The following is a 24,825-nucleotide window of genomic DNA, read 5'->3' as shown; positions in this document are numbered from 1 at the left end:
AACGTTTGAGGGATTTCCTCCTATCAAGATTCGGGGGTGTACGGAGTGGAAGAAACGAACAAAAGCACCGTCATGAAAGAAATTACGCCGCAATCCGAGAATTTTTCTCGTTGGTATTTGGATACGATCCGCAAAGCGGATTTGATGGACTATGCGCCGGTTCGCGGTTGCATCGTCTTTAAACCGGAAGGCTATGAACTGTGGGAGCGCATCCAGCAAGCGATGGACAAGCGCTTCAAGGAAACGGGCCATCGCAACGCGTACTTCCCGATGCTGATTCCGGAGTCGTTCTTCCAGAAGGAGAAGGAGCACGTCGAAGGCTTCAACCCGGAACTGCCGTGGGTGACGGAAGTGGCAGGCGAGAAGCTGGAAGAGCGCCTCGCGCTGCGTCCGACTTCGGAGACGGTCATCGGCCACATGTACAGCCAATGGATCAACTCCTACCGCGATCTGCCGGTGCTGATCAACCAATGGGCGAACGTGTTCCGTTGGGAGAAGCGCACCACGCCGTTCCTGCGCACTTCGGAATTCCTGTGGCAAGAAGGCCACACCGCGCATGCAAATGAAGAAGAAGCGCGCCAAGAGACGATGCAGATGCTCGAAATCTACCGTGAAGTCGTTGAAGAAGTGTTGGCGATTCCGGTGTGGAAGGGTCAGAAGACCCCGAGCGAGCGTTTTGCGGGCGCTGTCGATACGTACTCAATCGAGGCGATGATGAAGGACGGCAAAGCGGTGCAAGCCGGCACGTCCCATTACCTTGGCGACAAGTTCGCGAAGGGCTTTGAAATCAAGTTCCTCGACCGCGACAACCAATTGAAGTATGTGCACACGACGTCGTGGGGCACTTCGACCCGTTTGATCGGTTCGATGATCATGGTGCACGGGGATGACAAAGGCCTCGCCGTTCCGCCGCGCATCTCGCCGACCCAAGTCATCATGATTCCGGTCGGCCCGCCGAACAAGCGTCAAGCGGTCATTGAGAAGATGGACGAAATCTTCTTCGCGTTGAAAGACGCGGGCGTGCGCGTCAAAACCGACCTGCGCGAAGAAACGCCGGGTTGGAAGTTCAACGAGTGGGAGATGCGCGGGGTTCCGGTGCGCATCGAGATCGGCCCGCGCGACATCGCGAACAACCAAGTGGTGGTGGCGCGCCGCGACACCGGGGAGAAAGTCTCCGTGGACATCGACAACGCGGTGGCGGCAGTTCAGCAATTGCTGGAAGACATCCAGGTCAACATGCTGAACAAAGCCAGAGCGTTCCGCGACGCGAACTCGCACACGCACATCAACTCGCTGGAGGAGCTGAAGGCGCATATCGCCAAAGCGGAACAAGACGGCACGCTCGGCGGTTGGGTGCTCGGCGGCTGGTGCGGCAACGACGACTGCGAGTCGAAAGTGAAGGAAGAAACCTCCTTCACCACCCGCAACATCCCGTTTGATCCGCCGGTCGAGAAGGACACCTGCATCTGCTGCGGCCAGAAAGCAGAGCACACCGTGTGGTTCTCCCGCGCGTACTAATTGCAAGTTAGCGAAACCCCTGCTGATCGTCGGCAGGGGTTTTTGTTTTTACCTAGGGGTTGAATGTATATTAATATATGGGTGTTAATCCGATGTGAGTATGGTTGAGGGGTTGCTTCTATGAAGAAATGGATGGCATTGTCTGTCGGGGATGGAGGGTGTTGCTCATGAACTGGAAGAGTTGGAGCAAGACGAGGAAAGTGTTGTTTTTTCTAGGGGCGGTAGTTGTGTTGGGGTGGTGGTATCGGTTTTATTACGGAATCCCGTGGGATGCGAAAGCGTACGGGCATGAGGTGGACCGGTATCTGCGAGAGCAGCGGCACTTCACGGAACCTTACGAGCAAGACGTGGGTCATGACTTTAAGAATGACAGTTATTACGCTGAGGTTCATCTGCAAAACGGAGTCACGTTTACGGTCTACAGAAACTATGACGGGGAATTGGAGGATACATATGAGGATGACCTCGCGATGCACACTTTGACCCAAGAAGCATCGGAGGAGTTGGCCCGTCTGTACCCCAAGCAAGACGCGGAGGTGCAGGTGATCATCAACAAAATGTCCACCGCCCCAATCCTCCCTGACAACACGGCCTACACGATCACCCTGCACAAGAAAATCAGCGACCTCGATGGCACGCTGCAAACGATCTACAAATTCTTCGAATGGCAGCGAGCTACAAATCATACCGGCAGTTTGTACGTCGAGTTTACAGATACACAAGGAAAGCGGAAATGGACGCACATCCCGTTTGATCAACAAGAAAACGTTACCAGTTGGGAAGTCTTGCGCGAACGTACGGAGCGAGACCCACGGATGTGAGGAGGAAGAGGTTATGGAGAAAAAGTGGAGTTGGGCTTCTGTTCCTTTACTTCTCGGGATCTATCAAGCGCTTGGCACGCTGATGATACTGACACTCGGCAGGATCATGGGGATTGAGCACACAGGCTGGGTGTACTTGTTACTGCTGTTCCACCCGATCTACATCATCTTCTCCGGACCCGTCTCGGTTCTTGCGATCCTCCTCACCGCGGTCCTTCTCTTTCTGAAAAAACTCCCTGTTCGAATCGGGCTTTTCACGATCGCGCTTCTCGCGGGTTACAACCCTTTTTATCTATACCTGCTGTCCCAACAATAAGGAGCCGTTCCTGCTTCATGTAGAGGGTGATGAATTGGAACTTCAAGAACTACGGGAAAAAGTTGAGCTGGGGAATTTCAAGGAAGCCATTGAGATCGTGGAGAAATACGGAGAGACGAAGTGTATCGAAGCAACAGGGGAACTGATTGTCCACCTGATGGAAACGGATCATCCCAGATTCCGAAATGCGATCGCGATTGCCCTCTCCGACATGGGGGCACAAGAAGCGGTCGAACCGCTGATGGAACTGCTCGAAGATCCGAAAACCGTGGGCAATCGCGGAAGTTTGTTATACGCGTTGGAATCGTTCGACTGCTCGAAACATGCACAAAAACTCGTGCAGTTCATGTGTGAAGGAAACTTTGAGGTCAGCCGTCAGTCTTATCTCGTTTTGCAAGCCTGCAAAGACAAGATTTCGATGCACGAGCGGGAATGGTGCATCGGCAGACTCCAGCAGGCGATCGACGAGTTGGAGGACAAGGAACAGGCGGCTTTTCTTTCAGAAGCAATAGATGAACTGTTTGGTGAATAAAAACGCATGTGTCCAGGTCGGGAGGTCATATCATGCGGGGAATCCGGAAAAACGGGAAGACCTTGGAAACTGGGCTGTTTTTTAAGATCACCGGCTGTCTGGAACTTCCGTATCAGCCTGAAAAAATCCAAGCCGCGATCCGCTACCTGTTGACGCAAGGAGCGATCTTGGGCAAGGCGAGCTTTCTGCAAGGGACACCGGCGCAAGAGATGACGTATGAGCGGATTTGGGAGGGCGAGCCTTCGTTTGAGTGCGAGGCGGTAACAAGAGAGGATCTGGAGACCCACGTGCTTTTGCGGGTAGAGATCACGCTTCCGAACGGATGGGAGTCTCGGTTGTTGGTGGATTTTTTGGTGGATACGATCTCGTACGAGGTGTCGCTGGTGTTTTCCGACTCCGCCTTGATCGAAGACGTGACGCCGGAAGAGGCCGCACGCAACGAGGAGGAGCTGAAGAAGTTCGGGGAAGGGTTTTTCGAGGCCCTGCAACCGCGATCTCGATTTATCGGTCTGGAGATTGAGCACCCATGACGCAGAGCCCCCGCGCTCTGCATCTTTTTTTTCCAATCGCTCATATCTTTCTCACATTCCTGTGAACGCGGTTGAAATGCATATTCCTTTAAGATATAGTGTGATAGGATAGTTGCTCAAAACTGTATATTTTCTACCTATAGATGAAGGAAACTGGACAGGAGGATGAATATGGCAGGGACCTTTGCGGTGGTTCTGGCAGCTGGTCAGGGCACGAGGATGAAATCCAACACGCACAAGATTCTTCATCCGATCTGCGGGAAGCCGATGATCCAGCACATTCTGGACACGCTGACCGAGACCGGTGTCGACCGTCAAATCGTCGTCGTCGGAAAACTCCGCGAGCAAGTCATGGAAGCGCTCGGCGATCTCGAATACGCGGTGCAGGACGAACAACTCGGCACGGCGCACGCCGTTATGATGGCGCGTCCGCAACTTCAAGGCTTGGAAGGCACCACGCTGATCTGCGCGGGCGACACCCCGATCATTCGAGGCGAAACTCTGCGCGCGATGCAGGAGCACCACCAAGCGTCCGGCGCTGCTGTCACCGTGTTGACCGCCGTCGTCGACAACCCGTTCGGCCTCGGCCGCATCGTTCGCGATGACGCGGGCAACGTGCTGCGCATCGTCGAGGAGAAGGACGCTACGCCTAAGGAGCGTCAAATCCGCGAGATCAACTCCTCCGTCTATCTGTTTGACAACGCTCTGCTTTGGGATGCGCTGTCGAAAATTGATAACAACAACGCGCAAGGCGAATACTACCTGACAGATTGCCTTGAAGTGCTCCGCAGCGACGGACATACCGTCACCGCGTTCATCACCGGCGAGCCGAAGGAAATCCAAGGCATCAACAACCGCGCGCAACTGGCGGTCGCCAACGCGATCATCCGCGAGCGCATCGCCGAGAAGCACATGATGAACGGCGTGACGCTGATCGACCCCAACAACACATACATCGACGTGGACGTGGTGATCGGCAACGACACCGTCATCTTGCCGGGCACCGTGCTCGAAGGCAAGACGGTCATCGGCACAGGCTCTGTGATCGGCCCGAACTCGCACTTGACCAACGCCGTCATCGGCGATGACGTCGAAGTGAAGCACTCGGTGCTCTCCGATTGCACCGTCGAAGCGGGCGCGACCGTCGGTCCGTTTGCGTACCTCCGCCCGAAAGCGCACATCGGCCAAGGCGCCAAAATCGGCGACTTCGTGGAGATCAAAAACGCCAAGATCGGCGCCGGCACCAAAGTGTCGCATCTCTCCTACATCGGCGACGCCGAGTTCGGCGAGAACATCAACGTCGGGTGCGGCACGATCACCGTCAACTACGACGGCTTCCACAAGCACAAAACCCTCGTCGGCGACAACACGTTCATCGGCTGCAACTCGAACCTCGTCGCTCCGATCTCCATCGGCAGCGAGGCGTACGTGGCAGCAGGTTCGACCGTGACCGACAACGTGCCGGACGGCGCATTGGCCGTGGCTCGTGAGCGTCAAGTCACCAAGGAAGGCTATACCGAAAAATTGAAAGCCCGCTTGCGGGATCAAAAAGAGTCGTAAGGAGCTTGCAGCGAACATGGGATACAGCGACGCGAAGTTGAAGATTTTCTCAGGGAATGCGAATCCGGAACTGGCACAAGAGATCGCCGATCATGTCGGCGTGCCGCTTGGCAATGCCAGCGTCATCCGCTTTAGCGACGGAGAAATCCGCATCAAGATTACGGAAAGCGTTCGCGGCTGCGACGTCTACGTTGTCCAACCGACCTCGAATCCGGCGAACGAACACCTCATGGAACTGCTGATCATGATCGACGCTCTCAAGCGCGCGTCGGCGAAATCGATCAACGTGGTCATCCCGTACTACGGCTATGCACGCCAAGACCGCAAAGCCCGCGCCCGCGAGCCGATCACCGCGAAACTGGTCGCCGACCTGCTCTCCACCGCCGGCGCCGGCCGCGTGATCACGATGGACCTGCATGCAGGCCAGATCCAAGGCTTTTTCAACATTCCGGTTGATCATCTGCTCGGCGAGAAGATCCTCGCGGACTACTTCGCGCAGAAGGGGCTCGAAGACATCGTCGTCGTCTCCCCGGACATGGGCGGCGTCTCCCGTGCGCGCGGCATGGCGGAGCGCCTCGGTGCCACGATCGCGATCATCGACAAGCGCCGTCCGGAGCCGAACGTCTCCGAAGTCATGAACGTCATCGGCAAGATTCGCGGCAAAACCGCGATCATGATCGACGACATGATCGACACCGGCGGCACGATCGTCCAAGGCGCGAAGTACCTGATGGAAAACGGCTGCACCGAAGTCTATGCGTGCTGCACGCACCCGGTGCTCTCCGGCCCGGCGCTGACTCGTCTGCAAGACTCCGTGATCAAGGAAGTCGTCGTCACCAACTCGATCAAAGTGGACAAGGAAAAGTGCGAGGGCCGCTGCGACAAAATCACCACGCTCTCCATCGCTCCGCTGATCGGCGACGCGATCATCCGCATCCACGAAGAAGAGTCGGTTTCCACCCTGTTTGACAAGGAATAATCGAAAAAAGCATGCAACCGCCACCCTTGGCGTGTGCATGCTTTTTTTACAGTCGTTCGAAGAGGCGGGTGTAAACAGAGCCAATTTTGGGCATCCTGACCAAGTAGGAGTGATCAGTACGTTACCGGGAGGGACCCAATCTTATGGCAGACCGCATCACGCTTCAAGCACAACCGCGCACGAAGTTGACCAAGGGCGAGCGCAACCGCATCCGCCGCTCGGGCAACATTCCGGGCATCATCTACGGCAAAGACCAAACCCCGACTCCGATCACGATCAACGGCGAGTCGTTTAAACAACTGCGTCACCACGGCAAAGTGTTGGTCGACGTCTCCCTCGACGGCACCGGCACGATTTCCGCGATGGTCAACGAAATCGAACGCGACATGCTCAACCGCAAACCGATGCACATCGACCTCTACGCTGTCAACTTGCGCGAACCGATCAACGTGGACGTGCAAATCATCCTCGACGGCCTCGAAGCGGTGGAAAAACGCGGTGCGGTGATCCAGCAAAACCTGCGCGAAGTCACCGTCCGCTGCCTGCCGACCGACGTGCCGGAGTACATCTTGCACAACATCGCGATGCTGGAGATCGGCGAGAACTCCACCTGCGCCGATCTGCAACTGCCGCCGAACGTCTCGCTTCAAAACGAGCCGACCGACGTGATCGCCATCGCGATGGAAGCGAGAAACCCGGAGCCGGAAACGGAGATCGAGCCGAAAGAACCGGAGCTCGTCCACGACACCGAAGGCAAGGGCGAAGAAGCGAACGTCTAACCAACTGTCCATCTGTACAAAACACACCGTTCCCGCGAGCCTGGCTGGCTTCAGTACTTGATCGACTTGCTGGAAGCCAACCGCCTCGAAGTCGCGGGCGGGCTGCGCTCCGTCAAAGTGCACAACGCTTTGAGAGCATGTTGCGCGCCTGCTTGATTTACAAGTGAGAGAGTCCCTTCTGCGGAGGGGCTCTTTTTTACTTGCCATTTATTCTGAATCAAGATACTATTTAGTCAGTTTCGTTAATTGGAAGACTATGGAGGATGAGAGAGGAGTTTTTTGATTGAAAAAACAGATCCGTCACGCATTCGCCGCTCTGACCGCGCTCTCTCTGCTCGCCATTCCGGTTCCGTCACAGGCGGACGACGGGGTGAAAGTGGTGGTAAACGGTGTACAGCAATCGTTTGACGTCGCACCCTATGTCAAAAACGACCGCACCTACATCCCGCTTCGCGGCGTGCTGGAAAAGCTCGGGGCGCAAGTGTATTGGAACGAAAAGATGGAGGCGGTCATCGTCAAAAAAGGCGATACGTTTATCACTCTCATGCATGATTTGCCGCTTGCTTCGATCAACGGAGAACCTCAGCTTCTCGATGCAGTTCCGGAAGTGGTCAACGACCGGACGATGGTGCCGCTGCGGATTCTCGTCGAAGCGCTCGGCGCGACGGTGAACTGGGACGATGGGACGAACACCGTGAGCATCGACGCTCCGGTGGAGACCTCGTCCGGTGTGCATTCCACGGAACAGTTGAATCTGTACGTCGCGGACATGATGACTTCGGTGGACCCGATTCAGGTTACGAACTCGTATGACTGGTATGCGATCAGCCAAATCTACGAAGGTCTCGTTCGCTTCGATCAGAAGGGACAGGTCGTTCCCGGTGTCGCCAAATCGTGGGAGGTTTCTCAAGACGGTTTGACGTGGACGTTCCACCTGCGCGAGGAGGCGAAATGGTCGGACGGGTCGCCCGTCACCGCCGACGACTTTGTCACCGGATGGAAACGAGCGATCGACCTCGACAACAAAGTCAACCTCTCGTACCTGTTTGACGGAATCAAGGGCGTTCACAACTACAAGTACGGCCCTGGCACGCTGGGGGAACTCGGTTTGCATGCCGAAGACAATCATACGCTGACGGTGCAACTCGACCGCCCGATTCCGTGGTTCCCGCAGTTGACCGCTTCTCCCATCTTCTCTCCGCAGAAGAAATCGTTTCTCGACGAACAAGGAGAGGTATATGCAGCAGTCGCGGAAACATCGCTTACCAACGGGCCGTATCAGATCGAGGGTATGAATCCGTACGATCTGCAGTTGAAGAAAAGCGACACGTACTGGGATCGAAGTCATGTGCAACTCCAACAGGTGCACTTCCAGATGATGCCGTACTTCACTCCCGAATTCCTCAAGTCGATGTATCAAGGTGGTGCGTTGGACGAGATGACGGTACCTTCCGCCATTCACAACGATCTCGTCGGCTCGCCGGACATGCAGGATATTCCCCTCGCTTCGCTTGGGTACGTGGAGTACAACGAACGCAACTCCGTCTTGAAAAACAGCAAGATCCGCCGCGCCCTGAGTGCCGCTCTCGACTTGCCCGCTACGGTGCACGTCTGGGGGGAGGACGGAAAACCGGCCACCGGCTTCGTCCCGGACAGCATCACCGACTACCGGGAGAAAGCGGGCCCGCTGGTCTCGACCGATACGAAAGTGGGAGCCAAACAGTTGTTGGCCGACGGCCTTCGGGAGCTTGGGTTGAACCAACTTCCCAAACTCACCGTCCTTGCAGACTCCCCGCTTCCGCATCCCGAACTCGTCAAAACACAATGGAAAGACGTGTTGGGAATCGACGTGGACGTGAAGGTCATTCCGTTCGCCGAACGCACCCAATTGACCACAGCCGGTCAATACGACATCTCGCTCGCACTTTGGGGCGGCGACTACAACGACCCGATGACGTTCCTCGACCTGTTCCAAACCGGCAGCGTCAGCAACGAAACCGGCTACAGCAACCCGGCGTTCGACCAACTGTTGCAAAAAGCCAACCTGCAGCAAGACCCTGCGCGTCGAACCGCAGACCTCATGGCGGCGGAGAAACTTCTCCTGCAAGACATGCCGATCACGCCGATCGCCTTCCAAGGCAAGTCGGTGTTGATCAACCCGCACGTGCAGGGGCTGTACTTCAATTCCACCCAAGACACGTATGATCTGCGAAACATCAAACTCACCCCGTAATGAGGAAAAAAACACTCTACGAAAAAAGGCCCTTAGCCGCTTGCGGCGGGGTCTCTTTTTTTGTTATCGTAAAGAGATACGAGGAGGAGGTACTTCTCAAATGAAATTGATCGTTGGACTGGGCAATCCGGGCCCGGAATACGCAAAAACCCGGCATAACATCGGCTTCATGGCGATCGACAGACTCGCCGAGGCCTACCGCATCGAAATCACCAAAAGCAAATTCCAAGCACTCTACGGCGAAGGCAACCACAAGGGCGAGAAGATCGTCCTGCTCAAGCCGATGACCTACATGAATCTCTCCGGCAACGCCTTGGCGGAAGCGATGAAGTGGTACAAGCCCAACCTCGAGGACATCGTCATCGTGTACGACGACATGGACACGCCGGTGGGCAAACTTCGACTGCGCACCAAGGGTTCCGCCGGCGGGCAGAACGGCGTGAAGTCGATCATCCAGCACTTGGGCACCCAAGAGTTCCAGCGCATCCGCATGGGCATCGGGCGTCCGGCGCCTGGCAGCGACGCGATCAAGCACGTTCTGATGAATTTCCGACAAGAAGAGCAGAAATTGATCGACGAAGCGGTCTCAAAAATCCCCGACGTCATAGACTGTATCATCGACCAAAACTTCACCATCGCGATGAACCGGTTTAACGGCTAGTCGATCTCGGCGAACGGTTGACGGCTAAGGGCGGCAAAAAGTGGGTATGCTTCTACGGAGGAGGTGGACACCGTATGAGCATCATCTATACCTGCCGTCACTGCCAAACCAAAGTCGGCGAACTGCCGAATTCGCACATTCACGATGTGCGCACGGGCCTGCATTCCTTGACGCCCGCCGAGGCCGCCGATATAATTTCTTATAATTCCATTCAAGATTCAACCTATGTCAAAACGGTTTGTGAACACTGCCAAGAAACTCTGGAAGCCAATCCGGAGTTGAGCCTGTTGTCCAACCCGTTGCAGTAACGGAGAAACCTATAAGCCTTGGCGCAGCTCAAGGCTTTTTTTGCTTGCTGGAGGGGGAAGAACGTGCAATCTTTGGTACAAGTCATGCGCACCGACCAGGACTTTCAGCGAGTTCTGAACGGATGCTTGGAAGGGCTTACAGAACAATTGATCACCGGGCTGACCGGGTCGGCTCAACAACTTTGCCTCGCGGGTTTGCGGGGCTCTTTGGCGCGCCCGCTCCTGATCGTCACCCACAACACGGGGCGCGCTCAACAGATGTACGAAGACCTCATCGAACTCTTGCCGGACGACCTCGTGCGGCTGTTTCCCGAGCGCGAGATGGGCTTTGCAGACGTGATGGCGTACTCGCCGGAACTGGCGTCCAACCGCCTCTCCGTCTTGGAAGCGCTCGTGCAAGGCCAAGCGCCGGTCATCATCGCGCCGATCGCCGCTCTGCACCAACCGCTCGTCGGTCCGCAAGCGTTTGCCAAAGCGGCGCGCCGGCTTCGCGTCGGCGAGGAAGTCAACCTCGACGAGCTCTTGGAACACCTCGTCTACCTTGGCTACGAACGCGCCGAGATGGTCGAGTCCAAGGGCGAATTCTCCGTGCGCGGCGGCATCCTCGACCTGTTTCCGTTGACGCGGGACGAGGCGGTGCGCATTGAGTTTTTTGACGTGGAGATCGATTCGATTCGCAGTTTTGACGCGACAACGCAACGCTCTTCGGAGAAGCTGAGCGAAGTTTTGCTCTACCCGATTCGCGAGTTCATCGCCGAACCGGTGCGCATCCGCGCGGCTGCCGGGGCTTTGGAAATCCGTCTCAACGAACAAATCTCCAAAGTCAACGACGAAGGCATTATTGAAAAACTCCGCGAGAACATCGGCACCGACATTGAACAGATGCAGGAAGGCATCCCGACGCCGAACCTCGTGCGCTATATCGAACTGCTCGACCCGCAAAAACCGACGGTGATGGACTACCTCGCGCCGCAGACGTTGTGGGTGTTTGACGAACCCGCGCGCCTGCGCGAGACGATTAAAGTCGTCGAGCGCGAAGAACAGGAGTGGTTCCTCTCCGCGCTCGAACACGGCGAGATGCTGCCGGGCCTGCACACGGAGACCAACCGCAACTTGCTGTTTACCGACCGGAAGTTGCAGAAGCTGTTTTTCTCCCTGTTTACGCGGGCGATCCCCGGCCTGAACGTGCAGGCGGTCGTCAACACGCAGACGCGCTCCATGCAGAACTTCCACGGGCAGATGAACGTCTTGAAGACCGAAGTCGACCGCTGGACGAAGACCGGCTGCCAAGTCGTGTTCCTCGCCGCGAACAAGGAGCGCGCCGACCGTCTGCAACGCGTGCTCGAAGACCATCTGATGCAAGCGGACATCGTCACCCAGTGGGACGGCACCCGTACGCGTCCGTTGATTTTGCTTGGCAACTTGGCGACCGGCTTTGAACTGACGTCGCTGAAACTGGCGGTGATCACCGAGACCGAAGTGTTCACCACCAAGAAGAAATCGCGGAAGATGAAAACGATTTCCGACGCTCAGAAGATCAAGTCCTACCAAGACCTTAAAGTCGGGGACTACGTGGTGCACATCAACCACGGCATCGGGAAGTACATGGGCATCCAGACCAAAGATATTCTCGGAATACACAAGGATTATCTGCATATTAAATACAAAGGCAAGGACGAGCTGTTCGTCCCTGTCGACCAAATCGACCTTGTGCAGAAATATGTGGGCTCCGAAGAGAAGGAACCGAAAATTTACGCGCTGGGCGGTTCGGACTGGCAGCGCGTGCGCACCAAAGTCCAGTCGGCCGTCCAAGACATCGCCCAAGACTTGATCAAGCTCTACGCCGAACGCGAGGCGACCAAGGGTCATGCGTTCTCGCCGGACACGGCGTGGCAACGCGAGTTCGAAGCGATGTTCCCGTACAGCGAAACGGATGACCAGATCCGTTGCATCGACGACATCAAAAAAGACATGCAGCGCTCCCGCCCGATGGACCGTCTGCTGTGCGGCGACGTCGGCTACGGCAAAACGGAAGTCGCGATCCGCGCCGCGTTCAAAGCGGTGATGGACGGCAAGCAAGTCGCCGTGCTCGTCCCGACGACGATTCTCGCCCAACAGCACTTCCAGACGTTCTCCGAGCGGATGGCCGGCTTCCCGGTGCGCGTGGAACTCATCTCGCGCTTTCGGAGCAAAAGCCAGATCAGCGAAGTGCAAAAAGGCATGAAGGAAGGCTCCGTCGACATCGTCATCGGCACGCACCGCCTGCTCTCGAAGACGATGCAGTTCAAAGACCTCGGTCTCTTGATCGTCGACGAAGAGCAGCGCTTCGGCGTCACGCACAAGGAGAAGCTCAAGCAGATGCGCACGAACGTTGACGCGCTGACGCTGACGGCGACTCCGATTCCGCGAACGCTGCACATGTCGATGATCGGCGTGCGCGATCTCTCCGTCATCGAGACGCCGCCGGAGAACCGCTTCCCCGTGCAGACGTATGTCGTCGAGCACCAGGACGGCATCGTCCGCGAAGCGATCGAGCGCGAACTTGGACGCGGCGGTCAAGTCTATTTCCTGTTCAACAAGATCAACGGGATTCAAGAGGCGGCGAACCACATCAAGCAATTGGTGCCGGACGCCCGCGTGCTTGTCGGCCATGGCCAAATGCCGGAAGACGAACTGGAGAAAGTCATGCTCGACTTCTTGCAAGGCGATGCGGACGTGCTCGTCTCCACCACGATCATCGAAACCGGTCTTGACGTGCCCAACGTCAACACCCTGATCGTGCAAGACGCCGACCATCTCGGTCTCTCGCAGCTCTATCAGTTGCGCGGCCGCGTCGGCCGTTCCAACCGGATCGCGTACGCCTACTTCACCTACCAGCGCAACAAAGTGCTGAACGAAACGGCGGAGAAGCGTCTGCAAGCGATCAAGGAGTTCACGGAGCTGGGCTCCGGCTTCAAGATCGCCATGCGCGACCTCTCGATTCGCGGCGCCGGCAACTTGCTCGGCGCGCAGCAGCACGGCTTCATCGCGTCGGTCGGCTTCGATCTCTACTCGCAGATGCTGGCGGAAGCGATTGAAGAACTGAAACAAGGCGGAGTCAAAGAAGAGAAGTGGCCGGACCCGACGGTCGAGCTGTCGGTGGACGCGTACCTGCCGTCCACGTACATTGAAGACTCGATGCAAAAGATCGAAATCTATAAAAAATTCGTGGGCGCGCGCACTCTCGACGAAGTGCGCGATCTGGAAGAGGAAGTGGAAGACCGCTTCGGCGACATTCCGCTGGAAGTTCGCAACCTGCTGGCGGTCTCCACGCTCAAAGCGTACGCGATCAAGTACCGCTTCACGGAGATCAAACAGACGCCGCAGGGCGAAGTCCTCCTCAAACTCCACGAATCGCAGAACAAGGAAATCGACGGCGAGAAGCTGTTCGCGATGACGCGCGAGTTCCCGAACCGCATGAAGCTCACCGCGCAGCAGCAGATCATCGTCACCCTGAAAGCCAAAGGGCTCAAGGACGAAGAGATCCTCAACATGCTTCTGAAGTTCATGGAACTGTACAAGGTCGTTCCTAAACGTCAGGAGGACTTGGAAAATGCCGCGCCCTAACAAACGACTCTGGTTCGCCATCCCGACCGCTCTGTTGCTCGTCGCCGCGCTGATCCCGGCGACGGGCTGCAACACGGGTTCCGCCGTCGTCGCCACCTACAGCGGCGGACAAGTGTTGCAATCGGAGTTTGAAAAGCAGTTCCATTTCCAACGCACGCTGTTGCTGCCCGACTACAAGGAATCGGATGACAACAAGAAAAGTTTCCTCAACGAGTACATCACCCTGCACAAAATCCTCGTCGAAGAAGCGAAAAAAGCGGGCGTCACCATCGACCAAACTGCCGTCTCCGGCGACATCGAGCAATACAAAGACCAAGTGACCAACATGGTGTTCGGCGGCGACCGCACGAAGTTTGACGCGGAGATGAAGCAATACAAACTCTCCGACGACGACGTCAAGCAACTCGTCCTCGACGACTACTACCTGCGCGCGTACAAAACGCTCAAGACCCAGGACGTGAAGGTCACACCGGACGAAGCCAAAGCGTTTTTTGACCACGATCCGTCTGTGTTCATGACCGGCACCGTCTCGCACATCCTCGTTGCGACGGAAGACGAAGCCAAGAAGATCAAGGAGCGGCTGGCGAAGGGCGAAGACTTCGCGGCGATCGCCAAAGCGTCGTCGCTCGACCCGACGGCAAAGCTCAACGGCGGCACGATGGCGGACGTTTCGTTTGACTCGTTTGAAGACGATTTCCGCCAAGCGGCGGCAAACGCGACGGTGGGGCAGATCAGCGATCCGGTGCACACGGTGTACGGCTGGCACATCTTGCGCGTGGACAAGCGCAGCAACCCGACGTTCGCCGACGTGCAGAAAGACGCCGAGCAAAAAGCGCTCGCCGACAAACAGAACGCGGCGTGGCAAGCCTACTATGAACAAACGCAGCAAAATGCCGGTATTCAGATCACATTACCCAAGTAAACTCAAAAATCCACCTGAGAGGGTGGATTTTTTATGTCCTGCCAGATCGTGCATAAACCAAGAACTTCCGCCCCATACTATCCTCACTTTCCCCTCGAAAAAGAGGCTGAAAGGAAAGGAGGCCCCCGTGAGCAACCAAGAGATTCCAGAGCAGGACATTGGTAAAATCGCTGACAAATGGACAAGATAATGCCAACGATGATAGTAAGTTAGTAGAACCACACATACGTAACCTATCACCGAAAAACATAATGTTCCCAACGGAAAGTGAGGTCGAATCGAAGAAATGAAAGCAACCGGTATTGTACGCAGAATCGACGATTTGGGCCGTGTCGTAATTCCGAAGGAAATCCGTAGAACGCTTCGCATTCGGGAAGGAGACCCGCTGGAGATCTTTGTGGACCGCGACGGAGAAGTCATCCTCAAAAAATACTCGCCGATCGGCGAACTGGGCGACTTCGCGAAGGAATATGCCGAGTCGTTGAGTGAGACGTTGGGCCATATCACGCTGATCACCGACCGCGACGTGATCATTGCGGTGGCGGGCGCCTCGAAGCGCGACTTCTTGGAAAAGCCGATCGGCAGCGACGTGGAGCGGTCGATGGACGAGCGCAAAACCGTCTCCGCCTTCGCAGCAGGCGAGTACAACATCACCCGTGAAAAAGCCGAACCGTTCACGTCGCAAGTCATCGCGCCGATCATCGCCGGCGGCGACCCGATCGGTTCCGTCATCATCCTTTCCCGTGAAGACAACACCAAAATGGGGGAACTCGAAATCAAACTCGCCGAAACGGCGGCGGGGTTCTTGGCGAAACAGATGGAGCAATAATTATTACCTCAATTTCACATTCATCGTAAAAAACCCCCTTCTCACTCGGAGACAGGGGGTTTTTTGGGAAACTTCACAAGTTCTACACAATCAAGTGGTAGAGTTTATAGTGGATGGTCGAGGGCGGCTCATTCTATGAGCAGCCTTCCCTTTGATTGAGAGCGAGTTGCTGAAACTCGCTCCTTTTTTGTTGCCCTTTACTCTAGACGAGATCGCCGAGGCGATATCCGACCCCGTACACCGCGACGACGAGCTGCGGGTTTTTGGGGTCTTCTTCGATTTTCTTGCGCAGGTTTTTGACGTGCGTGTCGATCACGCGCTCTTCGCCTTCAAAGTCATAGCCCAACACCCGCTCAATCAACTCCGACCTCGAAAACGTCCGCTTCGGATGCTGCACCAGCGTGTGCAGGATCTTGAACTCCGTCGGCGTGACGTTCAGCACTTCGCCGTTTCTGCGCACTTCTTTGGTCCGGTCGTCCAACACCAACTGCTCCGTCAAGTGAAACTGCTCCGCCAACAGGCTTTCCGGCGACGCCCGCCGCAACACCGCTCCCACGCGCGCCACCAATTCGCGCGGCGAAAACGGCTTGGTGATGTAGTCGTCCGCGCCCAGAGCCAACCCTTTGATTTTCGCTTGCTCCGTCGAGCAGGCTGTCAGCATGATCAAGCTCACCCGCGACGTCGCCCGCAACCGCTTGCAAGTCTCTTCTCCGGAAATGCCGGGCAGCATGAGATCCAAGAGGATCAAGTCAAACGGCTGCTCCGCGTGCAAGCGAAGCCCTGCTTCTCCGCACATCACAGCCGTCACTTCATACCCGTCCGCTTCCAGATACGACGCGATCACGTCGATGATGTTCGGCTCGTCTTCAATCACCAAAATTCGTTTTCCCTGTGTCACGTCGGGGACCTCCTCGCAGCGGCAAGTGAATTTCAAACAGCGTCCCGTCGCCGGGGTTGCTTTCAACGTGCAGAGATCCCCCGAGGGCCTGCACGTATTTTTTTACGATGGCTAGTCCGATCCCGGCACCGCCCGTCGAACGGTTGCGCGAACGGTCGGCGCGGTAGAAGCGCTCAAACAGATACGGAAGATGTTCTTCCGCAATCCCGACCCCTGTGTCGGCGACTTGCACCAGGGCGGTTTCGTCGCGCAGGGCGACGGTCACGGTGACGCGTCCCGTCTCCGGGGTGTATTTCAGCGCGTTGTCGAGCAAGTTGAGCAGAATCTGCTTCCACTTGTCGGGGTCTGTGCAGAGCGGGATCATAGAGTCTGCGTGACAGTCCAACTGCACGCCCTTCTGCCGGTACGAGGGCTGTACCAGTTCGACGGTGAGGCGGGTGAGACGGGCGAGATCGACCTGTTGCCGGTTGAGATCCAGACTGTCGCTTTCCGCTTCATTCAATTTGCTCAAGCTCGACACCAGCCCGATCAAGCGCTCCACTTCGGCGTGCAGCGTCTCAAACCGCTGTTTCGAGGGAGTCCAGATGCCGTCGATCAGCGCTTCAAGATGCCCTTTGAGCGTTGTCAGCGGCGTGCGCAACTCATGCGCGACGTCGGACGTGAGGTTGCGGCGGAGCATGTCTTGCTTTTGCAGCTCTTCAGAGAGGTGGTTGAGCGATTCCGCCAACTGGCTCAACTCCACACCGCCGTTGGGCTCTTGAATCCGCAGCCCCCAATTGCCCTGCCGCATCTGCCGTGCCAACTGGTTCATCTCCACCAGCGGGCGGGAGATGCGGCGAGAGAGGAACCAACTCAGGCCCAACGCGATCACCAGCACCGGAAGGATCGTGGTGAACACGCCCTGGTTCATCGCCTGCTGGAAGAGATCGTCAAATTGACTGAACGAATCGGGGTGGACGTAGAAGATCTCCACGTACCCGACGGTCGTTCCGCCGCTTCGGATCGGCAAGGTGTCCGAAGCGTTTCCCGGCGAGGCGGAGTGGTCCGACCAGACCTTCCGATGCGTGATGTCGCACAGTTGGATGTTCACACCCTCCAGCGAACTGAGCCGCGCCACGTCCAGGCCCGTGTCCGATTCCCACCCGTGATCGCGCTCATACGCTTGGGCGAGGACGTTCGCGATCCGCTGATTGCGCATGTCCCGGTTTTGGTCGATGTATTGCGTGAAGTGGTAATGGTCGATGGAGTCCAAAATCCAAGAAGAGAGCATGACGACCACAAACGCAAACCCCGTCAGCATCCACGCCAGTTTGGTGGTCAGCGATTGTCTTTTGGCAGGAAGCAAATGGAAAGCACCTCCGCTATGAAAAAAGGACCCGGTACGGTGACGGGTCCTTTTTGTCTGAGTCTTCTCTTTTTATCCTACAACTTCACGCGTTGCAAGCGCAAGGCGTTGAGTACGACGGAGACGGAGGAGAACGCCATCGCGGCCCCGGCGACCCACGGAGCGAGGAAGCCGCTGGCGGCAATCGGGATGCCGATCAGGTTGTAAATCAGCGCCCAGAAGAGGTTTTGCTTGATGTTTGTCATCGTTTTGCGGCTCATGCAGATCGCGTCGGCGATGCTGCGCAAGTCGCCGTGCATCAACGTCACGTCTGCCGCTTCCATCGCGATGTCCGTTCCGGTGCCGAGCGCCATCCCGATATCTGCCGTCGCCAGCGCCGGAGCGTCGTTGAGGCCGTCGCCGACCATGCCGACGAGAAAGCCCTGCTCTTGGAACTTTTTGACCTCCGCCGCTTTTTGCTCCGGCAGCACTTCGGCGCGGACGTGGTCAATGCCGACTTGCCGGGCGATCGCTTGCGCGGTGCGCTCGTTGTCGCCCGTAATCATCGCGACTTGGATTCCGAGTTGTTTCAAGCGGGCCACCGCTTCGTGCGACGTCTCTTTGACCGTGTCGGCGACGGCGAGCAGACCGGCAAACACGCCGTCCACGGCGGCGAGCATGGCCGTTTTCCCTTGGTGTTCGAGCTCTTTCATCTGCGCGAGGGCCGGGGACGCGTTGATGAGATGTTGCTGCATCAAGCGGCGCGTGCCGACGAGCACGACTTTGCCGTCGATCTTCGCACGAATGCCGGAGCCGGTGAGCGCTTCAAAGTGCTCGACGGGAGAGAGGGTGACGCCGCGCTCCAAAGCTCCGGCGACGATCGCGTCGGCGAGTTGGTGCTCGGAGTTTTTTTCCGCGCTGGCGACGAGGCGGAGGAACTCGGATTCCGCGAGTCCGCCGAAGACCTGCACGTCGGTCAGTTCGGGCTTCCCATGGGTGACGGTGCCCGTTTTGTCGAGCAGGACGGCGTTGAGTTTGTGCGTCGCTTCCAGATGTTCGCCGCCTTTGAACAGGATGCCGTGCTCCGCGGCGCGGCCGGAGCCCGCCATGATCGAAGTCGGCGTTGCGAGCCCCAACGCGCAGGGGCAGGCGATGACGAGGACGGCGATCAGTTTTTCCAAAGCGTTCGGGAAATTGCCCGGATCGACGGCCAAGTACCAGAGGAGGAACGTTACAACCGCAATCCCCACGACGATCGGGACGAAAATGCCGGAGATGCGGTCGGCGATGCGTTGGATCGGCGCTTTGGAGCCTTGGGCTTCCTCCACGACTTTGATGATGTGAGCGAGCGCCGTGTCGCGGCCGACTTTTTGAGCGCGGATTCGGAGGACGCCGTTTTGGTTGACGGTGGCGCCGATGACTGCTTGTCCCGCCTCTTTGTGGACGGGGAGACTTTCGCCGGTCAGCATCGACTCGTCGACCGTCGAGGAGCCTTGGAGGACAACGCCATCGACAGGGATTTTCTCACCGGGTTTGACGAGCACGACATCGCCGACGGCGACCGCTTCCAGCGGCACCTGTTGTTCCGCGCCGCCGCGGAGCACGGTCGCCGTTTTCGCTTGCAGGCCGATCAGTTTCTGGATCGCGGCGGAGGAGCGGCCTTTGGCTTTCATCTCGAACAGCTTGCCGAGCAAGATCAGCGTAATCAAGATGGAGGACGTTTCGTAAAACATCATCACACCCATCCGGTCAGGGTTCAGGGTGCTGACGACGGTTTGGTAGAGCGAGTAGAAGTACGCCGCCGACGTGCCGAGGGCGACGAGCACGTCCATGTTGGCGCTCTTGTTGCGCAGGGCTTTGTACGCTCCGGCGTAGAACGGTGCGCCGATCAGGAACTGCACGGGGGTGGCGAGCAGGAATTGCACCCACGGTTTCATGAGAAATTCGTGCGACCCCATCCACGAGGTGAGCGAGAATTCGCCGAGCATCGCCCAGAGCAACGGAAGCGAAAGCAGCGCCGCGATCCAAAACTTCCACGTCTGCCGCGCAATCTGTGCTTGGCGGCGGTCGTTCTCTTCATCGCGGGTTTGTTTGGGCTTCGCTTGGAAGCCGAGTTTCTGGACGCGCTGCAACATGTCTTCCACGGTAACCGAACCGCTTAGGTAGTCGACATGCGCCGTCTCAAGCGCGAAGTTGACGGTGGCGTGATGGACGCCGGGTATTTTGTTCAAGCCTTTTTCGATGCGGTTGGCACATGCGGCGCAGGTCATGCCGCCAAGTTCCAGTTCCACCGCTTCATGCACGACGCCGTAGCCGAGTTTCTGCACGCGCTCTTCGAGGGCGGGCAAGTCCGTTTGCGACGGATCGTAGGTGACAGAGGCCCGCTCGAGCGCGAAGTTCACGTTGGCTTCCTGCACGCCTTCGATTTTGCGCAGACCCCGTTCCACGCGATTGGCGCAGGCGGCGCACGTCATGCCGGTGATGTGCAGGCTGGTTTGTTTGGGTTGAGTTTCCATAGAGAGACCTCCTCTCCCTTTTATCGTATCATACCCCTATAGGGTACTCAATGGCGTAGCAAAAAAGGCACCCTCTTCGCAGGATGCCTTTTTTTCCAAAGCGGTACTATGACTTTCCGGTGAAAGCGACCGGGTACTCGTGCATGGACGTAAAGCGCGGGAACGGCTGGAGAACCGCGCGTTCCGGATCGGTCAGGCGGATGTCGCAGAGGCGCTGAAGCAGGGTTTCGAAGACCACTTGCCCTTCCAGTCTCGCCAGCGGCGCGCCCAAGCAGAAATGAGTGCCGAAGCCAAACGCAATGTGCAGGTTCGGTTTGCGGTCCGCATCAAAGTCTTCGGCGTTCGCGAATTTGGCGGCGTCGCGGTTGGCGGAGACGGTCCAGCAGTTGACCATGTCGCCTGCTTGGATCAGGTGCCCGCGGATTTCCACGTCTTGCGTGGCGATTCTGGGGATTTGCGTGGACGGGGGATAGAAGCGCAGCACTTCTTCGACGAAGTTCGGGATGAGTTCCGGGCGGTTCGTCAGTTGTTCTTGCAGTTCCGGGTGCTCGGTCAACGCGCGAACGCCGCTGGTGATCAGGTTGGACGTCGTTTCGTTGCCTGCGACCAACAACGTGATATAGAAGTTGACCAGTTCGGGCTCCGAGAGGATGTTCTCTTCCAAGTTGCTTTGCCAGACAGCGGTGATGAGGTCGTCCTTGGGCTCGACTTTGCGTTGGTCGAGGATGCCTTGGAGGTAGACCGTGAGCTGTCGACGGGCTTCGGCGTTGTTTTGGCGGACGATTTCATAACTCTCTTCGGAATCGTCTTGGACGCCGCTGGCAATCTGCATGGACAATTTTTTGAACAAGCGGCGGTCTTCATTCGGCACGCCCAGCAGGTCGGCGATGACGATGACCGGAAGGGGCCCGGCGAAGTCGAAAAACGTATCCATGCGGCCGTTTTCGATCACGTCGTCCAGCAGTTCGTTGGCAATCGAGCGAATCGCCGGTTCAAGGTTGGCGACCCGCTTGGCGGTGAACGCTTTCTCGACGAGGCTGCGCACGTCTTTGTGACGGGGCGGGTCGGTGGTGATGATGCTGGCGACCGTGGAGCCTGCGCGGTTTAATTGGGAAGAGAAAGTTTTCGGGTCTTTGAGAATGCGCACGCAGTCTTCGTAGAGAAAGAACTCCCACATTTGACGCTTCTCGCAGTAGCGAATCGGGGTGGTTTCGCGGAGTTTGCGGAACACTTCAAACGCGTTCTTTTGTTTCTCGGGCGTATTCAATTCCTCCATCGGAGGAATGTGAATGGCGGCACGTTTCTGGGTGGATGGTTGCATGTGAATCGCTCCTCTCTCTTGTTGAGGATAAGTTTAAAAAGTATGAGAAAAGTCTGCAACCATCAAGATCCGTCAATGTGTTGGAAAACGTGCAAATGAGGGAGGTATGTCGGGGAACCGGGAGATATCGGACAATCTGAAGCAAAGTGACAGGCTCTTGGAGCGACGTTATGGTAAGATGAGGGTACAGAAAACTCATCTTGAGGAGGTTGTTATGCACTCACATGCAGTTGAACTGGCACAAGAACTATTAACGGCGGTCTTGATCATTTTCTTCATCGGGACGCTGGGCGGCAAACTCTCTGAAAAATTACGCATCCCGGACGTCGTGCTCTACATTCTCATCGGCTTGGTGCTTTCGCCGTCGGTGCTCGACCTCGTCGACATCCCGGCGGAATCGACGATCAACCAAGTGATTTTGTTGTTCGGGGCGTCGTTTATCCTCTTTCACGGCGGGATGATCACGCGGCTTTCCGTGTTGCGGGAAGTCTGGGTGACGATCACGATGCTCTCCACCGTCGGCGTGGTCGTGACGGCGCTGGTCGTCGCGGGGGCGGCGGTGTTGATTTTTGGGATGCCGTTTTTGCCTGCGTTGTTGCTTGGGTCGATTTTAGCTTCGACCGACCCGGCGGCGCTCGTGCCGATCTTTCAGAAATTCCCCGTGCGCCGCAAAGTTTCACAGACGGTCATCACCGAGTCGGCGTTCACAGACGCGACGGGGGCGATCATGGCGACGGTCGTTTTTTCCTTGTTGATCTCGGCCGGGGCGAGTGTCGAGTGGGGCGCGATCGGGCTGCAGTTTTTGCAGTTGGCGCTGGGCGGCATCATCGTCGGGGCGATCGTCGGCTGGATCGCGGCGTTCTTGATTTCGGAGAACGACCGCGGTCTGCTGCGCGAATTTACGCCGATGGTCGTCGTGATCACCGTGCTGGCGGCGTATCTCGTCGCAGAGCGGATTCACGCCAGCGGCTTTATGAGCGTGTTCGTGGCGGGGTTGATGATCGGCAACGCGGAGTCGTTTAAGCTGACGATCCTGCCGAAACAAGAGCACGCCGCGCATGAGTTTATCGACGCGGTGGCGTTGAAGCTGAGGATGCTGATCTTCATCTTGCTCGGCAGTCAGGTCGATTTCAGCGTGTTGAAGGAATACGGCTGGCAAGGATTGTTGGTCGTGTTGGTGTTTGTCTTCCTCGCGCGCCCGCTTACGGTGCTCAGTTGCTTGCTGCCGGACCGCAAAGCGAAGTGGAAGAAAAACGAAGTGCTGTTTCTCTTCTGGACGCGCGAGACGGGTGTCATCGCCGCCGCACTGGTCGGCATCGTCGGGAGCTCCGGTTTGGAAGACGGGAAGTTGATGTCGGCGATTGCATTTGTGGCGATTCTGTTCACGCTGTTGCTGCAAGCGAGCACCACCCCCTTTGTCGCGAAAAAACTCGGGCTGCTGGAAAAAACAGAATCAGAGCGGGTGCACTAACCGCATTTTCTTCATGGTCGATCTACGGAAAATGAAGAGGCGTTGATTCGCTTTCACCGCAAGCGCTCCGAACATTTTGAAGCGGATCAGTAGAATTGAAAAAAGACAGCCTGCCGGGTGAATGCCGGAGAGGCTGTCTTTTTTGATGCGTTGAGGTTTTACAGGTTCTCTTTTTCAAAAACGCTCTCGACCGCTTCTTACATGATTTTACTGCGGCGGCGACGCACCCACCAGACGAGCGCGGCGGCGACGAGGAGGAGAAGACCGGCGGCGAGCAGGTATTTGTGCAGATAGAGCGTCACCAGCCGCCAGCGGTGTCCGACGAACACGCCGATGGTGAGAAATGTGCTGGACCAGAGCAGTCCGCCAAGCGCGGCGTAGAGCAGAAACGTGGAGTACGGCCATTTGGAGATGCCTGTGAAGTACGCGGTCAGATGCCGGACGCCGGGGATGAAGTAGCCGACGGGCACGGCGAATTTGCCGAAGCGGTTGAACCAGCGTTCGACGCTGTGCAGGCGCTCCGGGGTGATGTGAATTTTGCGCCCGTACGTTTCGAGCAGCGGCAGACCGAAGCGGTGCCCGATCCAAAACGAGATCGACATCCCGACGACGCTCCCCGCAAACGCCACCAACAGCACCCACGCAAACCGAAACCGCCCCACCGACACCAAAAACCCCGAAAACGTCAACAAAATCTCATCCGGAACCGGCAACCCCACAATCCCCGTCACCAGCGCGGCAAACAGCGCGTAATAGCCGTACTTCGCAATGAAGTGCAGAATGATATGCTCCATGAGCGCCACTCCCCATGTTATCCTGATGGTAGGATTGCCCACTTTGGGTAAAAAGAACAGGAGACCTTGCACATGAACCCACGAATCGGTAAAAACGTCACCCTCCGCCACCCGACCTTCGAAGAGGTGGATTACATCAAACACTTATGGGCATGTCCGGAAACCAACAAACACCTCGGCGGTCCGTATACCATGCAAGACGGGCGGGCTTGGTACGAACGTTGGGTAGAACCGGGGGAGCCGTCGCGCTGTTACTTCCTCGTCGTCAACCGAGAAGGGGAGCCCGTGGGGGAGATCTGCTATCACAGCTTCGACTTAGAGACAGGCACCGCGTATCTTGGCATGAAGATCGAAGCACCGCACCAAGGCCGCAAGTACGCATCCGTTGCCTTGCAACTGTTCACAGAGCATTTCTTCCTCGAACGAGGCGGCCGCCTCTTGCTCGACGACATCGCCCTCGACAACGTCCCCGGCCAACAAGCATTGCTGAAATTCGGCTTCGAGCACGACGCGTCCGTGACAGATGTGTTTTTGGTGAAGCTGACCAATGAGCGTTTTCTCGAGAAAAAAACCACCCAATCGTCGTAGGCAGGGTGGTTTTTTGCGTATAAGAGCAGGAAGAGAGACGTACTACTGAGAGCAAGCCGCTCTGGATAATATCGGCGACCAAGAATTGAGTAACACCGCCATCTTGCGAATCAAGCATTACGAAGACAAGTACGGTTCCTATGAATATCTCGAAAGCTAAGTAGATCGTACCTTTACCGAAGATGCTTTCTGACATGTGGAAGTTCTATAAAAACAGCTTGGAGGGGCGTAAGTCAGGAGACAGAATTGATGTTTGACTATTATTGACCATTAATCAGATTCCGAATATAATAGAGCTACAGATTTCACAAGTGTACAA

Annotated in this window: 21 protein-coding genes; 16 read left to right on the top strand and 5 right to left on the bottom strand. The window is 56.8% G+C overall.

All coding sequences use genetic code 11. The annotated features are described in order from the left end of the window. Nucleotides 1–72 precede the first annotated feature (72 nt). From proS to spoVT, 14 genes are all read left to right on the top strand, one after another. Nucleotides 73–1,518 carry a proline--tRNA ligase gene (gene proS, locus EL26_RS11095; RefSeq protein ID WP_038088425.1) on the top strand — a complete coding sequence of 482 codons (1,446 nt, stop codon included), beginning with the start codon at nucleotides 73–75 and terminating at the stop codon, nucleotides 1,516–1,518. Between the two features lie 167 nt (nucleotides 1,519–1,685). After that, nucleotides 1,686–2,339, top strand: coding sequence for a hypothetical protein (locus EL26_RS11090; RefSeq protein WP_038088309.1), 654 nt, complete (start codon nucleotides 1,686–1,688; stop codon nucleotides 2,337–2,339). A 13-nt stretch (nucleotides 2,340–2,352) separates the two neighbouring features. Further along, the gene (locus tag EL26_RS11085) at nucleotides 2,353–2,655 is read left to right on the top strand and encodes a hypothetical protein (protein ID WP_038088305.1); all 303 of its coding nucleotides are present in this window, start codon (nucleotides 2,353–2,355) and stop codon (nucleotides 2,653–2,655) included. A 34-nt stretch (nucleotides 2,656–2,689) separates the two neighbouring features. Then, nucleotides 2,690–3,187 carry a HEAT repeat domain-containing protein gene (locus EL26_RS11080; protein ID WP_038088301.1) on the top strand — a complete coding sequence of 166 codons (498 nt, stop codon included), beginning with the start codon at nucleotides 2,690–2,692 and terminating at the stop codon, nucleotides 3,185–3,187. A gap of 32 nt (nucleotides 3,188–3,219) precedes the next feature. Continuing rightward, the gene (locus tag EL26_RS11075) at nucleotides 3,220–3,717 is read left to right on the top strand and encodes a hypothetical protein (RefSeq protein WP_038088298.1); all 498 of its coding nucleotides are present in this window, start codon (nucleotides 3,220–3,222) and stop codon (nucleotides 3,715–3,717) included. A 171-nt stretch (nucleotides 3,718–3,888) separates the two neighbouring features. Beyond that, complete coding sequence (glmU, locus tag EL26_RS11070; RefSeq protein ID WP_038088295.1) at nucleotides 3,889–5,277, top strand: bifunctional UDP-N-acetylglucosamine diphosphorylase/glucosamine-1-phosphate N-acetyltransferase GlmU; 1,389 nt, start codon at nucleotides 3,889–3,891, stop codon at nucleotides 5,275–5,277. Between the two features lie 16 nt (nucleotides 5,278–5,293). Then, nucleotides 5,294–6,256, top strand: a complete 963-nt coding sequence (locus EL26_RS11065) for a ribose-phosphate diphosphokinase (protein WP_038088292.1) — start codon at nucleotides 5,294–5,296, stop codon at nucleotides 6,254–6,256. A 143-nt stretch (nucleotides 6,257–6,399) separates the two neighbouring features. Next, nucleotides 6,400–7,035: a 50S ribosomal protein L25 gene (locus EL26_RS11060; RefSeq protein WP_052036263.1), complete on the top strand. Its 636-nt coding sequence runs from the start codon at nucleotides 6,400–6,402 to the stop codon at nucleotides 7,033–7,035. 283 nt (nucleotides 7,036–7,318) lie between these two features. Continuing rightward, nucleotides 7,319–9,268 (top strand): ABC transporter substrate-binding protein, encoded by a 1,950-nt coding sequence (locus EL26_RS11055; protein WP_038088289.1) that lies wholly within the window; start codon nucleotides 7,319–7,321, stop codon nucleotides 9,266–9,268. 100 nt (nucleotides 9,269–9,368) lie between these two features. After that, nucleotides 9,369–9,929 carry an aminoacyl-tRNA hydrolase gene (gene pth / locus EL26_RS11050; RefSeq protein ID WP_038088285.1) on the top strand — a complete coding sequence of 187 codons (561 nt, stop codon included), beginning with the start codon at nucleotides 9,369–9,371 and terminating at the stop codon, nucleotides 9,927–9,929. Between the two features lie 74 nt (nucleotides 9,930–10,003). After that, on the top strand, nucleotides 10,004–10,237 hold the full coding sequence (locus EL26_RS11045) for an anti-sigma-F factor Fin (RefSeq protein WP_038088283.1): 234 nt from the start codon (nucleotides 10,004–10,006) through the stop codon (nucleotides 10,235–10,237). Nucleotides 10,238–10,300: 63 nt separating this feature from the next. Next, nucleotides 10,301–13,843: a transcription-repair coupling factor gene (gene mfd, locus EL26_RS11040; protein WP_038088280.1), complete on the top strand. Its 3,543-nt coding sequence runs from the start codon at nucleotides 10,301–10,303 to the stop codon at nucleotides 13,841–13,843. Beyond that, nucleotides 13,830–14,765 carry a peptidylprolyl isomerase gene (locus EL26_RS11035; protein ID WP_038088277.1) on the top strand — a complete coding sequence of 312 codons (936 nt, stop codon included), beginning with the start codon at nucleotides 13,830–13,832 and terminating at the stop codon, nucleotides 14,763–14,765. The genes mfd and EL26_RS11035 overlap by 14 nt, the downstream gene beginning before the upstream one ends. A 286-nt stretch (nucleotides 14,766–15,051) precedes the next feature. After that, entirely contained in the window at nucleotides 15,052–15,594 is a 543-nt protein-coding gene (gene spoVT, locus EL26_RS11030; RefSeq protein WP_038088274.1) for a stage V sporulation protein T, read from the top strand. A gap of 202 nt (nucleotides 15,595–15,796) precedes the next feature. On the opposite strand, the gene EL26_RS11025 is transcribed toward spoVT, so the two are convergent. The 4 genes from EL26_RS11025 to EL26_RS11010 all read right to left on the bottom strand — a co-directional run bounded on the left by EL26_RS11025 (nucleotide 15,797) and on the right by EL26_RS11010 (nucleotide 21,653). Continuing rightward, nucleotides 15,797–16,492: a response regulator transcription factor gene (locus EL26_RS11025; RefSeq protein ID WP_038088272.1), complete on the bottom strand. Its 696-nt coding sequence runs from the start codon at nucleotides 16,490–16,492 to the stop codon at nucleotides 15,797–15,799. Continuing rightward, nucleotides 16,461–17,837: a sensor histidine kinase gene (locus EL26_RS11020; protein WP_038088269.1), complete on the bottom strand. Its 1,377-nt coding sequence runs from the start codon at nucleotides 17,835–17,837 to the stop codon at nucleotides 16,461–16,463. The genes EL26_RS11025 and EL26_RS11020 overlap by 32 nt, the downstream gene beginning before the upstream one ends. Before the next feature lie 77 nt (nucleotides 17,838–17,914). Next, on the bottom strand, nucleotides 17,915–20,332 hold the full coding sequence (locus EL26_RS11015) for a heavy metal translocating P-type ATPase (RefSeq protein ID WP_038088267.1): 2,418 nt from the start codon (nucleotides 20,330–20,332) through the stop codon (nucleotides 17,915–17,917). A 106-nt stretch (nucleotides 20,333–20,438) separates the two neighbouring features. After that, entirely contained in the window at nucleotides 20,439–21,653 is a 1,215-nt protein-coding gene (locus EL26_RS11010) for a cytochrome P450 (protein ID WP_052036262.1), read from the bottom strand. 214 nt (nucleotides 21,654–21,867) lie between these two features. On the opposite strand from EL26_RS11010, the gene EL26_RS11005 reads away from it, so the two are divergent. Continuing rightward, nucleotides 21,868–23,124 (top strand): cation:proton antiporter, encoded by a 1,257-nt coding sequence (locus EL26_RS11005; protein WP_038088263.1) that lies wholly within the window; start codon nucleotides 21,868–21,870, stop codon nucleotides 23,122–23,124. 197 nt (nucleotides 23,125–23,321) lie between these two features. Here EL26_RS11005 and EL26_RS11000 read toward each other — a convergent pair whose 3' ends face one another. Then, the gene (locus tag EL26_RS11000) at nucleotides 23,322–23,918 is read right to left on the bottom strand and encodes a DedA family protein (RefSeq protein ID WP_038088258.1); all 597 of its coding nucleotides are present in this window, start codon (nucleotides 23,916–23,918) and stop codon (nucleotides 23,322–23,324) included. Between the two features lie 72 nt (nucleotides 23,919–23,990). Here EL26_RS11000 and EL26_RS10995 point away from each other — a divergent pair, with 72 nt between their 5' ends. Then, complete coding sequence (locus tag EL26_RS10995) at nucleotides 23,991–24,506, top strand: GNAT family N-acetyltransferase (protein ID WP_038088256.1); 516 nt, start codon at nucleotides 23,991–23,993, stop codon at nucleotides 24,504–24,506. Nucleotides 24,507–24,825 lie beyond the last annotated feature (319 nt).

Source organism: Tumebacillus flagellatus (assembly GCF_000714935.1).
GTDB lineage: Bacteria > Bacillota > Bacilli > Tumebacillales > Tumebacillaceae > Tumebacillus > Tumebacillus flagellatus.
The sequence above is the reverse complement of the archived record's forward strand: the minus strand, read 5'-3'. Positions and strand labels throughout refer to the sequence as shown.